The 13,644-nt window shown below is 39.8% G+C and carries 11 protein-coding genes; 5 read left to right on the top strand and 6 right to left on the bottom strand.

All coding sequences use genetic code 11. From position 1 onward, the window contains the following. Positions 1-8: 8 nt before the first annotated feature. A complete protein-coding gene (locus GQO80_RS04710; protein ID WP_157207169.1) occupies positions 9-917 on the bottom strand; it encodes a dihydrofolate reductase in 909 nt (302 codons plus the stop codon). Positions 918-1,221: 304 nt separating this feature from the next. Here GQO80_RS04710 and GQO80_RS04715 point away from each other — a divergent pair, with 304 nt between their 5' ends. After that, positions 1,222-1,521, top strand: a complete 300-nt coding sequence (locus tag GQO80_RS04715; protein WP_157207170.1) for an isoamylase early set domain-containing protein — start codon at positions 1,222-1,224, stop codon at positions 1,519-1,521. A 51-nt stretch (positions 1,522-1,572) separates the two neighbouring features. On the opposite strand, the gene GQO80_RS04720 is transcribed toward GQO80_RS04715, so the two are convergent. The 5 genes from GQO80_RS04720 to GQO80_RS04740 form a co-directional block, all read right to left on the bottom strand. Next, the gene (locus GQO80_RS04720) at positions 1,573-2,427 is read right to left on the bottom strand and encodes a thymidylate synthase (RefSeq protein ID WP_157207171.1); all 855 of its coding nucleotides are present in this window, start codon (positions 2,425-2,427) and stop codon (positions 1,573-1,575) included. A 156-nt stretch (positions 2,428-2,583) separates the two neighbouring features. Continuing rightward, entirely contained in the window at positions 2,584-4,155 is a 1,572-nt protein-coding gene (locus GQO80_RS04725) for a NupC/NupG family nucleoside CNT transporter (RefSeq protein WP_157207172.1), read from the bottom strand. 28 nt (positions 4,156-4,183) lie between these two features. Next, positions 4,184-4,804 carry a bifunctional nuclease family protein gene (locus tag GQO80_RS04730; protein WP_157207173.1) on the bottom strand — a complete coding sequence of 207 codons (621 nt, stop codon included), beginning with the start codon at positions 4,802-4,804 and terminating at the stop codon, positions 4,184-4,186. 118 nt (positions 4,805-4,922) lie between these two features. Further along, positions 4,923-5,882 carry an electron transfer flavoprotein subunit alpha/FixB family protein gene (locus GQO80_RS04735; protein ID WP_157207174.1) on the bottom strand — a complete coding sequence of 320 codons (960 nt, stop codon included), beginning with the start codon at positions 5,880-5,882 and terminating at the stop codon, positions 4,923-4,925. Between the two features lie 76 nt (positions 5,883-5,958). After that, the gene (locus tag GQO80_RS04740) at positions 5,959-6,705 is read right to left on the bottom strand and encodes an electron transfer flavoprotein subunit beta/FixA family protein (RefSeq protein ID WP_157207175.1); all 747 of its coding nucleotides are present in this window, start codon (positions 6,703-6,705) and stop codon (positions 5,959-5,961) included. Positions 6,706-6,919: 214 nt separating this feature from the next. On the opposite strand from GQO80_RS04740, the gene GQO80_RS04745 reads away from it, so the two are divergent. The 4 genes from GQO80_RS04745 to GQO80_RS04760 all read left to right on the top strand — a co-directional run bounded on the left by GQO80_RS04745 (position 6,920) and on the right by GQO80_RS04760 (position 13,636). Then, a complete protein-coding gene (locus GQO80_RS04745) occupies positions 6,920-7,897 on the top strand; it encodes a pyruvate dehydrogenase complex E1 component subunit beta (RefSeq protein ID WP_157207176.1) in 978 nt (325 codons plus the stop codon). A gap of 63 nt (positions 7,898-7,960) precedes the next feature. Beyond that, on the top strand, positions 7,961-10,462 hold the full coding sequence (locus tag GQO80_RS04750) for a DUF5686 and carboxypeptidase-like regulatory domain-containing protein (RefSeq protein ID WP_157207177.1): 2,502 nt from the start codon (positions 7,961-7,963) through the stop codon (positions 10,460-10,462). A 114-nt stretch (positions 10,463-10,576) separates the two neighbouring features. Next, on the top strand, positions 10,577-11,104 hold the full coding sequence (locus GQO80_RS04755; protein ID WP_157207178.1) for an inorganic diphosphatase: 528 nt from the start codon (positions 10,577-10,579) through the stop codon (positions 11,102-11,104). Positions 11,105-11,233: 129 nt separating this feature from the next. Beyond that, positions 11,234-13,636: a sodium-translocating pyrophosphatase gene (locus tag GQO80_RS04760; RefSeq protein WP_157207179.1), complete on the top strand. Its 2,403-nt coding sequence runs from the start codon at positions 11,234-11,236 to the stop codon at positions 13,634-13,636. Positions 13,637-13,644 lie beyond the last annotated feature (8 nt).

The raw sequence follows: 13,644 nt of genomic DNA on the forward strand, positions 1-13,644 counted from the left end.
TCAGTGCCTTATATTCTTTTGTAAGTTAAAAATGAAAAGTCAAAATCGTTTTTGTCGCTTTTAGGATGGAAAACATCATGGGTTTTTTTCCAGATTGCCGGATCGATTTCAGGGAAGAAAGTATCGGCTTCAAAGGTGTGGTGCACCCGTGTTAATTCAATGGTATCGGCCACTAGCATAGCTTGTTTGTAAATTTCGCCACCACCAATAATATAAGGTTGTGGGTCGTTGGCGCAAAATTGAATGGCTTCTTCTAAAGAATGTACAACTGCAACACCATCAGGCACTTGGTAGTTTGAATTTCTGGAGATGACCACATGGGTTCTGTTGGGCAGTGGTTTTGGGAAACTTTCAAAGGTTTTTCTTCCCATAATAATATGATGGCCGCTGGTTAGGTTTTTAAAGCGCTTTAAATCGTCGCTAATATGCCATATCAGTTTATTGTGTTTGCCAATGGCATCATTCTCGGCAGCGGCAACTATAATGGTGAGTTCAGACTTTTTTTTTTCTTCCAAATGGCTGTTCTCGAAAGTTTCAGTTTCTGCTTGGGTTTTACTTGGCAATTCCTTTTTAAGTTTTTCAATGCCTTCTTGCTGTTTTGCAACCAGCTTGTTTAATTGCTCGGTTTCCCATGCTTTTCCCATAAATTTGTGGGTAATAAACACATTAAATACATGATATACAAAAAAGAACAACCAAAGCAAAATGGCATAAACAAACCAATCGACTTCAAAAATAGTGAAGCTTTCGCCAATTTTTAAGACTTTATTGATCACTATTAAAAATACGGCACCAATTAAAAAAACAACAAAATGCGCATACAAACGCTTTTTTTGTTTGATGCGTTTTTGCGCTGTTTTTATCAGTTCTAACTGCTCTTTATCTATTTCTGGTATGTTTTTTTTCCTTCCGAACATGGTACTACAAATATAAGCGTAAAGTTAATGCTTTTTTCAATACTATATGTAAATCTCAAGAATGTTGATGGAGCGCGATTTTCGCAATCGTTTTCGTTTGAAACTACTTGAAAATCAGTAATAAAACCTTTTTTTTGTTTTGATGATAATGTAAAGAATTAGCATAATTATTTATTAACACGTAATTTTTTATGAATTGGTATTGTTAAATTGATAATTCTTTGTGCTTTACCGCTTTAAAGGTTAGTTACTGAAAAATTGTTTCATAAATTTGTGGCACAAAACAACACAAAAATTTTAAATTATGGCTATTTCAAAACAATATCTAAAAAGCAAACCCATTTGTAAAGTAACCTTTTCCATTGTTGCTGAAGACGCAAAAAATGTTTCGTTGGTGGGAAGTTTTAATGAATGGAACGCAAAAGCAACACCGCTTAAAAAACTAAAAAACGGAACTTTTAAAGGCGCTGTGGATTTACCAACAAGCGCTTCATACGAATTCAAATACTTAATTGATGAAACCGTGTATGTAAACGATGAGGCGGCCGATGCCTATGTATGGAACACATTTGCTGCTGCTGATAATAGCGTAGTAACTGTTTAGTTGAACATTAAAAACATATAAAAAACGCCTCCAAACGGAAGGCGTTTTTTGTTATATAGCTACTTCACCTTTAATATGAGGATGCGGATTATAATCTACTAAAGTAAAATCCTCAAAAGTAAAATCGAAAATATCCTTTACGTTGGGGTTTATTTTCATTTTAGGAAGCGGTCTCAGTTCCCTTGAAAGTTGCAGTTCCAACTGTTCAAAATGGTTGCTGTAAATATGCGCATCGCCAAAAGTATGTATAAATTCACCCGCTTCATAGCCACAAACCTGTGCCATCATCATGGTTAATAAAGCGTAGGATGCGATATTAAAAGGGACGCCCAAGAAAATATCGGCACTGCGCTGGTAAAGTTGTAACGATAATTTTGGTTTGGCATGAACGCCCCCTTCGGGGGTTGGCGGACTTACATAAAACTGAAAAAACGCATGGCATGGTGGCAGTGCCGCTTTTCCGTTGGCGACATTTTCACTAAACGATTTTGAAGTATCGGGCAACACCGAAGGATTCCAGGCAGAAACCAGCATGCGCCTACTGTTTGGGTTGTTTTTCAAGGTGTCGATAACTTCTTTAATCTGGTCAATTTCATCGCTGTTCCAGTTGCGCCATTGGTGACCATAAACGGGGCCTAAATTACCTTGTTCGTCGGCCCATTCGTTCCAGATACGCACGCCGTTTTCCGTGAGGTATTTAATATTGGTGTCGCCCTTTAAAAACCATAGCAATTCGTAAACAATCGATTTTAAATGCAATTTTTTAGTGGTTACCATGGGGAACCCTTCGCTTAAATCGAAACGCATCTGGTAGCCAAAAACACTTTTGGTGCCCGTGCCGGTGCGGTCTCCTTTTTCGTGGCCATTTTCTAAAACGTGCTTTACTAGGTCGTGGTATTGCTTCATATCAACTTCCCGCGAAAGGGGAATCTTTTTAAATTTAATTGAAATTTTCAGAAGTTAAAAATAGAAAAAAGCATCAAAAACTTTCTCTAGGGTTTCAGTAAATATCATAAAGTTATTAACTAAAAACGATGGGATTCCTGCATCTGCAAGAAAGTGCTAGCCAATAATCATGCCTGCAATAGCTGCGGAAAGTAACGATGCAATGGTGCCGCCAATAAGTGCCCTAATGCCAAACTCCGATAAGGTTTTGCGCTGTCCGGGTGCCAAGGAACCAATGCCTCCAATTTGAATGCCAATAGAGGCGAAATTGGCAAACCCACAAAGCATATAGGTTGCCATTATTATGGATTTCTCAAATTTCAAATGGGTTAAATTGGCAACGTTTTTAAGTTCGGCAAGTTGGATGTACCCCACAAATTCGCTGGCGGCAAGTTTGATGCCCAAAAGTTGCCCCATAAGAGCCATGTCTTCTTTCGCAATACCAATAAGCCACATTAATGGGGCGAAAAGGTAGCCTAGTATAAATTCCAGCGATAATCCCTCTTTGTAGGGCGTGTTGTTGGCAATTACATCGTTAAGCGAGGTAAAATGCCAATTGAAATTTAGGGAAGTGATGGTAAATCCGTTAAAACTGGCAATGCCGCCTAAAATGCCGTTTAGCATGGCAATTAATGCAACGAACACCAACAACATGGCGGCTACGTTTGCGGCTAGTTTTAAGCCTTCGGTAGTGCCGTTTGCAATGGCATCTAAAATATTGGAACCAATTTTATCTTGGGTAACTTCTATGTTGGTGTCAATTTCTTCCACTTGTGGATAGAGCATTTTAGAAACCACAATGGCCCCGGGTGCTGCCATAACAGAGGCGGTTAGTAAATGTTTGGCGTAAAACAACCTTAAAACCGGGTCGTTGCCACCAAGAAACCCAATGTAAGCCGCCAAAACACCTCCTGCCACGGTTGCCATACCGCCTACCATTACCAATAGTATTTCAGATTTGGTCATTTTTTCCAAATAGGCCTTAATCATTAAGGGGGCTTCCGTTTGCCCTAAAAATATGTTGCCGGCTACACTTAAGCTTTCAGCCCCCGAAATTTTAAGGAGCTTGGTCAATACCCATGCCATTCCCGATACTATTTTTTGAATGACACCTAGATAAAACAATAGGGAGGTTAAAGCCGAAAAGAATATAATGGTGGGCAATATTTGAAATACAAACACAAATCCGTACGATTCGATATTCATAAAACCTCCAAATAAAAATTCGCTTCCTACGCGTGTGAAGTCTAATATGTTGATGAAAATGCTGCCAACAAATTCAAATGTTTTTTGAACAAAACTCACTTTTAAAACACCAATGGCCAAAAGTAATTGTGCCAAAAGGCCAAAACCAACCGTTTTCCAATTAATGGCTTTTCTGTTTTTGCTTAAAATAAACGAGATTGAAAGCAATACGAGCATGCCTAAAACCCCGCGCCACAAACTATTGATTGAAAAACCTTCGCTTGGTATAATGGGTTTAGAAACGGTTGCGGGTTTTTGGGTTTCTCCCGTTTTGCTTGCCTCTGGATTGGGCTTTATTGAATCGGAAATTTTTGTGGGTTCCTGTGCTTGCTGAACATTGCTGTTCTGGGTTATGGGAGCAATATTTTTATCGGTGCCTTGTGCGGTTAATGGAAATGAAAAAAGCGAGAAGGTAAGGACGATGGACAAAAATATTTTTTTCATAAAAAAAAGGGTGTTGTTTGAAAAAGCGTTATTCCCGTTTTGAGATTTCGTCACGAATATGTGCTGCTTTTTCGTAATCTTCGTTTGCAACTGCTTCGTTTAATAGGTTGTGTAATTCTTCAAGTGTTTTGCCTTTAAAGCTTTCGCGTGGGGCATTTGGTTCTAGTTCGTTGGCTATAAGTTCGTCCATTAAAATACTGTCCTGCGTTTCATCATCCTCTTCTTTTTTCGGGTTCACTTTTAAATAAATGCCCGCTTTATCAAGAATGTTTTTATAGGTGAAGATGGGGGCATCAAAACGCAATGCCAAGGCAATGGCATCACTGGTTCGGGCATCGATTATTTCTTCAATTTTATCGCGTTCGCAAATAAGGCTTGAATAAAAAACACCGTCAACCAATTTGTGTATAATCACTTGTTTTACAATAATGTCAAATCGGTCGGCAAAATTTTTGAATAAGTCGTGGGTTAGAGGTCTGGGTGGTCTAATTTCTTTTTCTAAGGCGATGGCTATGGACTGTGCTTCAAAAGCCCCAATAACGATGGGTAGTTTTCGGTCGCCATCAACTTCATTTAAAATTAATGCGTAAGCGCCATTTTGCGTTTGGCTATATGAGATGCCTTTTATGTTTAATCTTACTAAACTCATAAATGAATTAAAACGCAAAGAACTGTTTAAATTAGGACTTTACCAACTGCTAAAAGCAGAATTAAGAATTTTTGCTAATTTAAGCAGTTCTTATACCGATACAATTTATAAAAATAATTTATTGTTGCGCCTTAAAAGTCTTTAATTTTTCAATTAGCTGCGGAACAACCACAAAAGCATCGCCCACAACGCCATAATCGGCTGCTTTAAAAAATGGGGCTTCGGGGTCGTTATTGATAACCACTTTTACTTTTGAGGCATTGATGCCCGCTAAATGCTGGATAGCTCCCGAAATTCCAATAGCTATGTACAGGTTTGCGGCTACGGGTTTTCCGGTTTGCCCAACGTGTTCGCTGTGAGGCCGCCATCCTAAATCGGATACGGGTTTAGAACAGGCAGTGGCGGCACCTAAAACAGAGGCTAGCTCTTCAATCATGCCCCAGTTTTCAGGCCCTTTTAAACCACGACCCGCTGAAACAACGATGTCGGCATCGGCAATGCTTACCTTATTTGAAGCTTTATCAACCGATTCAACCTGAACCTGTAAATTTGAAATTGAAGGTGAAAAATTTTCCGCGGAAGCGTTACCAGTGGTTTCAACCAAACCAAATGCATTATGTGAAACGCCCACAATTTTCACTTCGGTATTTATGGTCATGGTTTCAAACGCTTTGTTGGTAAAGGCAGTACGCTTTACCGTAAAAGGTGACGTGCTTGAAGGGGCTTCAATAACGTTTGAAGCGTAACCCGCCTGCAAACCAACAGCTAAAAGCGGCGCTATGTATTTGCTATTGGCACTGGAACTTAAAATCACCACTTTGGTACCTTCTTTTTCGGCTACTTGCTTTATGGCCTCTGCATAGCCATTGGCATTAAATGTTTTTAGCTCGGAATTTGAGATGTTTAAAACCTTATCAACGCCATAGTTACCAAGTTCGGAAACTTGCTCTGCATTAAAGGTTATCGCCGTAACGGTGGTGCCCAATTGATTTGCAACCGCTTTGGCATAAGAAGCAACTTCTAAAGCCACTTTTTTGAATTTTCCTTCTTCGGATTCTGTATATACTAAAACTGACATAATAAAATTAAAATTTAAAATCAAGCACCAAATTCCAATGGTTTGTTTTTGGAATCTAGAATTTGAAAATGGGGGTTTATATTACCTTCGCTTCATTATGAAGCAAATCTACCAACGCGTCCAAATTATCGGGGGCTATTAATTTCACCGCTCCTTTGGGTGCTGGTTTTTCAAATTTTACCGACGTGGTTTCGGCAGTTGCTTCAACAGGTTCTAAAATGGTTAATGGTTTTTGTCGCGCCATCATAATACCGCGCATGTTGGGTATTTTAAGGTCGCTTTCTTCTACCAGGCCTTTTTGCCCGCCAATAACCAGCGGTAGTGTGGTTGAAAGCGTTTCTTTTCCGCCATCAATTTCCCGAATGGCTTTAGCGGTGGTGCCTTCAATTTCCAAACCTATACAATTGTTTATAAAATTGGCATTTGTTAATCCTGCAATCATGCCAGGAACCATGCCGCCATTATAATCAATGGATTCGCGACCGGCAATCACTAAGTCGTAACCACCATCTTTTACAACTTGTGCCAATTGTTTAGCAACCGAAAACCCATCGGTGGCAGCCCTGTTTACACGTATGGCAGCATCGGCACCAATAGCTAGGGCTTTGCGCAGGGTAGGCTCGGTTTCTGCGCCACCAACATTTACAACCGTAACGTTTGCACCCTGTTTTTCCTTAAACCACATGGCGCGGGTTAAGCCAAATTCATCATTTGGGTTGATAACAAATTGCACGCCGTTGGTATCAAATTTGGTGTCGCCTTCGGTAAAATTAATTTTTGAAGTGGTGTCCGGAACATGGCTTATGCACACTAATATCTTCATATTCAATTATTTAATTATCGTTTATATCCGCTATAAGCTTCGTGCTATTGCAACTGTAAATTGTTACAGAAAACTGCGAACTCATTTAAAGGTTACGAAGTTAATTATTTTATTTTGAATATTTGCTATGCATGCATAGTAAATTATTAAATGTTCTTTTAAGCAAAGTGTATTATTTATTGTTATTTTTGCAACGCGAATTAAAATATAGTTAATGAAGACAATTCAATTTAGAGAAGCCATTTGTGAAGCGATGAGCGAGGAAATGCGCCGTGACGAAAGCGTTTACTTAATGGGCGAAGAAGTTGCCGAATATAATGGAGCCTACAAAGCATCGAAAGGGATGTTGGACGAATTTGGGCCAAAACGCGTTATCGATACACCTATTGCCGAACTTGGTTTTGCAGGTATCGCAGTTGGTTCGACCATGACAGGCAATAGACCCATAGTGGAGTATATGACCTTTAACTTTTCGTTGGTAGGAATTGATCAAATTATAAATAACGCTGCCAAAATCAGGCAAATGTCTGGTGGCCAGTTTAAATGCCCCATTGTGTTTCGTGGGCCAACAGCCTCTGCGGGCCAATTGGGCGCTACCCATTCGCAGGCTTTTGAAAGTTGGTTTGCCAATACGCCAGGTTTAAAGGTAATCGTTCCTTCCAATCCGTATGACGCAAAAGGCCTATTAAAAGCGGCCATTCGCGATGACGACCCAGTTATTTTTATGGAAAGCGAGCAAATGTATGGCGATAAGGGCGAAGTGCCAGAAGGCGAATATATTTTGCCAATTGGGGTTGCCGATGTAAAGCGTGAAGGCACCGATGTAACCATTGTATCATTCGGAAAAATAATTAAGGAAGCCTACAAAGCAGCCGATGAATTGGCAAAAGAAGGTATCTCATGCGAAATTATCGATTTGCGCACCGTGCGCCCTCTGGACAAAGAAACGGTTTTAAAATCGGTTAAGAAAACCAACCGGTTGGTCGTTTTGGAAGAAGCATGGCCTTTTGGAAATGTTTCTACCGAAATTACCTATATCGTTCAATCGGAAGCATTCGACTATTTAGATGCGCCCATTATTAGAATCAATACGGCCGATACCCCCGCAGCGTATTCGCCAGTTTTAATGGAAGAATGGTTGCCAAACAGCGACGAGGTCGTTAAAGCAGTAAAAAAAGTAATGTATAAATAAATAAGTGTTTTTCACGTTATATAAACTTCATTAGCATGATTGTTGATGAAGTTTTTTTGTATTATGAACCCAAAACTACTCCTTGCCATCTTATTCTTCGGAATAACATCCACATTCGCCCAAACCAAGGTAAGCGGTTATGTGTTTGATGAAGCTAACCAACCTATTTCCTTTGCCAACGTTATTTTTAAAGGCTCCACACAAGGCACCATTACCGATGAGAACGGTAAGTTTTATATGGAATCCAACAACACCTGGACTGCTTTAAACATTTCGTTTTTGGGTTATGAAACCCTCGATGTTCCGTTAACAAAAAAAGTAAATTACGATTTAAGGATAACTCTTAAAGAAGCTGCCGAACAGTTAAGCCAAGTGTTTATAGTTGCCGGAAAACAGCCCAAAAAAAACAATCCTGCCATCGATTTATTGCGGAAAATATGGGAACACAAGCGCAAAAATGGCCTAAAACATTTCAAACAGTACGAATACGATAAATACGAGAAGGTAGAGTTTGACATGAATACCATTGATAGTGCGCTAATAAAAAGCAAACTGTTCCGGGGTATGGAATTTGTTTTCGACCAAGTTGATACTTCCAGCGTTACGGGCAAAACCTATCTGCCCATTTTTATCAACGAAGCCGTTTCAACCGTTTATGGCGACAATACAAATAATAAGAAAAAGGAAGTTTTAAAAGGAAATAAAAATTCGGGTTTCAGCGATAACCAAATCATCATCGATTTTGTGCACGACCTGTATTCCGATTTTAGTGTGTATGATAACTACCTAAAATTTTTCGATAAAAGTTTTGTGAGCCCACTCTCAAGAGCAGGCATTCAAACGTATAACTACGTGCTAAAGGATAGTTCTTTTATTGAAAACAAGTGGTGTTACAACATTATTTATTACCCACGCCGAAAAAACGAACTCACCTTTAAAGGCGATTTTTGGGTAGCCGATACCACCTATGCCATCAAGAAAATAAACCTTCAAGCATCAAAAAGTGCCAATATCAACTGGGTAAAGGACATATATATTGAACAGGAATTTGAGGTGTTGAACGATTCCATTTTTTTGGTAAAACGCGATTATATGATGTCCGATTTCGCCCTAAACAAAAAGGAAACCTCTCGGGGCGTGTATGGCAAGCGTACCACCTTGTTCAATAATTATAAATTTGATATACAAAAGGACTCCAGATTTTATGAAAAGGATGTTTATAATTACAACCAAGATGTGTTTGATAGAGATGATGCTTTTTGGGAAGAGAACAGGTTTGAATCGTTAAATAAAGACGAAAAGGGCATCTATAAAATGTTGGATACCTTAAAAACGGTAAAAAAATTTAAAAGACTTTATAATTTAGGAAGCATTTTGGCATCGGGTTATATAGAATTTAACCAGCTCCCTTTAGATTACGGGCCTATTTTTTCAACCTTTGGTTATAATGAAGTTGAAGGTGTTCGGTTGCGAACGGGCTTGCGCACCTATTTTGGTAAGAACGATTTATGGCGTTTAGAAGGGTTTTTGGCATACGGGCTTAAAGACGATAAATTCAAATACGGTGTTTCAGGAAAATGGCTATTGGACAAGAAAAGCCGACTTATCATATCGGGTGGCAACCGGCGCGATGTTGAACAAATAGGCGCCAGTTTAACAACAAGTACCGATGTTTTGGGCAGAAGTTTGGCATCTTCATCTATTGTGGGAACGGGCTCAAACGATAAGTTAACATCCATAAACTTAACAAGTTTTGCCATTGAAGCAGAGCCTTGGCGCAATGTGGTTATTAAACTTGGCGGCAATTATCGCACATTAGAATCGGCATCGCCCACCTTCAGCTTGGACTACAATACCGAAACAGGCGAGGAATCGGCTATAAACCAATACGAAAGCACACTGTCTTTATCGTTTTTTCCGAAACGGAAATTATCGGGCTTTGGTGTGGAACGCTTAGAGACCAATACAGATTATGCAAGTTTGTTCGCGCAAATAAGCCGCGGCGATAAAACCCTATTCAATAGCGACTTCGATTACACCAAACTGCAATTTTCGTACCGCCAACCATGGCAAATTGGTGGTTTTGGCAGAACTTACACCACCATTGAGGCAGGAAAAACATTTGGCGAGGTACCGCTGGGGCTGTTAAGCGTAATACCTGGTAACCAATCGTATTTTTCCATTTACAATACGTTTTCGCAGTTGGATTATTATGAATTCGTGTCCGATACCTATGCGTCTTTTCATATTGAGCATAATTTTAACGGCCGCTTATTTTCCAGAATCCCGTTTTTAAGAAAATTCAATCTTCGTGAAATCGTTGGGTTCCGCGGTGTTGTTGGTGAAATTTCAAATGAAAATGTGGCTTTAAGCACCACAAGCAATCCAAATACAATCTCTTTAAAAGCACCTACCAAACCTTATTTTGAATACGGCTTTGGCGTTGGTAACATCTTTAAGGTTTTTAGAATCGATTTCAACTTTAGAGGAAATTATTTGAATAAATTTGAATATCCCGATGCCCGAAAGTTTGGGGTTACGGGCACATTTGGTTTTTATTTTTAATAGCTGTTTAGCAATGGGTTTTACTTTCAAATTAACCCCACAAAACTTCACGTTTTGTTGTTAAATGCCGAATCGTTCTGTACATTTGCAGTCCTAAAAATTGAAAAAAATATCATGAGCGAAAAAAAAATAGTAACATTTGATGTGCTAATTGAAATACCAAAAGGAAGCCGAAACAAGTACGAATATGATTTTACGTTACATAAAATCCGTTTCGACCGCATGTTGTTTTCATCCATGATGTATCCGGGCGATTATGGCTTTATCCCAGAAACATTGGCCTTGGACCAAGACCCGCTAGACGTGTTGGTTTTAGGGCACCAGCCAACCTATCCCATGGTGGTTATGGAAGTAAGGCCTATTGGGGTGTTTTACATGACCGATGAAAAAGGACCCGACGAGAAAATTATTTGCGTGCCAGTTTCAGACCCTATTTGGAGCAATAAAGATGATATTAGCGACCTAAACCCTCACAGGCTAAAGGAAATTGAACACTTTTTTCAGGTATATAAAGATTTGGAAAAGAAAAAAGTGGATACCGGCGGATGGGGCAATGCAGAAGCGGCCATTGCCATATATCATGAATGTGTAAAACGTTATGAAGAAAGCGACCACAAGAAAAAAAGAACCTTCACCATATAATTGTTGAATTCTTAATTTTTATAAAAAAAAATGAACCATCTTTAACTAAAGGTGGTTTTTTTTATCACTTATATTTTACTATTTTTAGCCCCACTTAAAAAAAGATTAATTTAAACTAACTTAACTAATATGGAATTAATAGTGAAATTATTGCCACTTTTCGGTGTTTTAGGATTGGCATTTGTATTTTTTAAAAGTGCTTGGGTAGCAAAGCAAGAGCAAGGAAGTGAGAAAATGATTCGGATTGCCAAAAGTATTGCCGATGGTGCCATGTCATTCCTTAAAGCTGAATATAAAATTTTAGCGGTTTTTGTAGTGGCGGTGGCAGTTTTGTTATTTTTTAAAGGACATAGTGAATTTCAGCAATTAGACCCACAAACAAATATGCCAATATCCCATTGGATGGTCGCTGTTTCTTTTATAGTTGGGGCTATTTGTTCTGCTTTAGCTGGTTTTATTGGCATGAAAGTAGCAACTAAGGCCAATGTGCGAACCACACAAGCCGCGAGAACGTCGTTAGGGAAAGCCTTGGAAGTGGCGTTTGCCGGTGGTGCCGTAATGGGCTTGGGGGTTGTTGGACTTGGTGTATTGGGCTTAAGTGGCCTTTTTGCAATCTATCAACAAATTTGGCCCGGTGAAGCTAATTTGGTCATGGTATTAAATGTCCTTTCTGGATTTTCTTTAGGAGCGTCCTCCATTGCCTTATTTGCACGTGTTGGTGGCGGTATATATACAAAAGCAGCCGATGTGGGTGCCGATTTAGTAGGTAAAGTTGAAGCAGGTATTCCTGAAGATCATCCCTTAAATCCTGCAACTATTGCAGATAACGTGGGTGATAACGTGGGCGATGTTGCTGGTATGGGTGCCGATTTATTTGAATCGTACGTTGGATCCATTATAGGAACCATGGTTTTAGGTGCCATCATCATTACCCCAGGGTTTGGCGGTATGGGTGCTGTTTATTTACCTTTGGTATTGGCAGCTGTTGGAATCATCATGTCTATTATTGGGACATTTTTTGTGAAAGTAAAAGATGGTGGAAACCCACAATCGGCATTAAATATTGGCGAATTTGGTTCAGCAGGATTAATGGTGCTGGCTTCCTATTTTATTATTCAAGAAATGCTTCCTGCTACATGGGATTTTGAAGGCGTTGTTTATACTTCAATGGGTGTGTTTTGGGCTACAATAGCTGGTTTGGTAGCTGGTTTGGCAGTGGGCAAAATAACCGAATATTATACAGGAACAGGAAAAAAACCAGTAAACTCCATTGTAAGACAGTCGGAAACGGGTGCTGCTACCAATATTATCGCCGGTTTGGGTATCGGGATGATGTCCACCATGATTCCTATTTTGTTGATTGCTGCAGCTATCTTGGTGTCGCACCATTTTGCTGGCTTATATGGTATAGCCATAGCAGCAGTGGGCATGTTGGCAAATACAGGTATTCAATTGGCGGTTGATGCTTATGGGCCCATTTCTGATAATGCGGGTGGTATTGCTGAAATGGCCGAATTGCCCAAAGAAGTGCGCCAACGTACCGATAAATTAGATGCTGTTGGAAACACTACGGCCGCTATTGGTAAAGGTTTTGCAATTGCTTCTGCGGCATTAACGGCATTAGCTTTGTTTGCTGCGTTTATGCATACGGCAAATGTAAAGGCCATTGATGTTTCTAAACCCGATATTATGGCAGGTTTGTTAGTGGGCGGCATGTTGCCGTTTGTGTTTTCAGCCCTGTCAATGAACGCTGTTGGTCGTGCTGCAATGGCGATGATTGAAGAAGTACGTCGCCAGTTTAGGGATATTCCGCAGTTAAAAGCAGCCCTAACGGTGATGCGTAAATATGATTCTGATATGAGCAAGGCAACTCCTGAAGACCGTGCCATTTTTGATGCTGCTGATGGCTACGCTGAATATGAAAAATGTGTTGCCATATCAACAAAAGCATCTATTAAAGAAATGGTCTTGCCCGGGTTGTTGGCCATTTTGGTACCTGTGGCCGTTGGTTTTATTGGTGGTGCCGAAATGTTAGGTGGTTTGCTGGCGGGCGTTACAACCTGCGGTGTGTTGATGGCGATTTTCCAATCGAATGCTGGCGGTGCTTGGGACAATGCGAAAAAAACCATTGAAGAGCAAGGTAAAAAAGGAACCGATGCGCACAAAGCTGCCGTTGTTGGCGATACCGTAGGCGATCCGTTTAAAGATACTTCTGGCCCTTCATTGAATATTTTATTAAAATTAATGAGTGTGGTTGCTTTGGTAATAGCGCCAAGTATTGCCTTGACCTCTGAAGTGGTTACGGCCTATGTTTCCGATCAAGCGACCGAAAAAGTTGAGGTTACAAAAGACGTTAAAGTAACGATGCACACCAATGAGGATGGTAGTGTAAAAGCTGTTGTAACCACCATAGTTGAAGAAAACGGCATTACATCAACTACTTACGAAACGTTTCAAGGTGATGAGGCCGAAGTGAAAGCCAAGGTAGCTACCATGGGCACTTTAGAAAAAGAAGCTTCTGTTGTTAATTAGATATATAA

Origin of the sequence: Mariniflexile maritimum, assembly GCF_009746565.1 — a bacterium.
Classification (GTDB): Bacteria; Bacteroidota; Bacteroidia; order Flavobacteriales; family Flavobacteriaceae; genus Mariniflexile; species Mariniflexile maritimum.

Excerpts from the sequence above, each read along its gene's own strand:
- GQO80_RS04710 (WP_157207169.1), bottom strand. The coding sequence starts at position 917 with ATGTTCGGAAGGAAAAAAAACATACCAGAAATAGATAAAGAGCAGTTA.
- GQO80_RS04725 (WP_157207172.1), bottom strand. The coding sequence starts at position 4,155 with ATGAAAAAAATATTTTTGTCCATCGTCCTTACCTTCTCGCTTTTTTCA.
- GQO80_RS04740 (WP_157207175.1), bottom strand. The coding sequence starts at position 6,705 with ATGAAGATATTAGTGTGCATAAGCCATGTTCCGGACACCACTTCAAAA.
- GQO80_RS04745 (WP_157207176.1), top strand. The coding sequence starts at position 6,920 with ATGAAGACAATTCAATTTAGAGAAGCCATTTGTGAAGCGATGAGCGAG.
- GQO80_RS04755 (WP_157207178.1), top strand. The coding sequence starts at position 10,577 with ATGAGCGAAAAAAAAATAGTAACATTTGATGTGCTAATTGAAATACCA.
- GQO80_RS04735 (WP_157207174.1), bottom strand. The coding sequence starts at position 5,882 with ATGTCAGTTTTAGTATATACAGAATCCGAAGAAGGAAAATTCAAAAAA.
- GQO80_RS04760 (WP_157207179.1), top strand. The coding sequence starts at position 11,234 with ATGGAATTAATAGTGAAATTATTGCCACTTTTCGGTGTTTTAGGATTG.
- GQO80_RS04730 (WP_157207173.1), bottom strand. The coding sequence starts at position 4,804 with ATGAGTTTAGTAAGATTAAACATAAAAGGCATCTCATATAGCCAAACG.
- GQO80_RS04720 (WP_157207171.1), bottom strand. The coding sequence starts at position 2,427 with ATGAAGCAATACCACGACCTAGTAAAGCACGTTTTAGAAAATGGCCAC.
- GQO80_RS04750 (WP_157207177.1), top strand. The coding sequence starts at position 7,961 with ATGAACCCAAAACTACTCCTTGCCATCTTATTCTTCGGAATAACATCC.
- GQO80_RS04715 (WP_157207170.1), top strand. The coding sequence starts at position 1,222 with ATGGCTATTTCAAAACAATATCTAAAAAGCAAACCCATTTGTAAAGTA.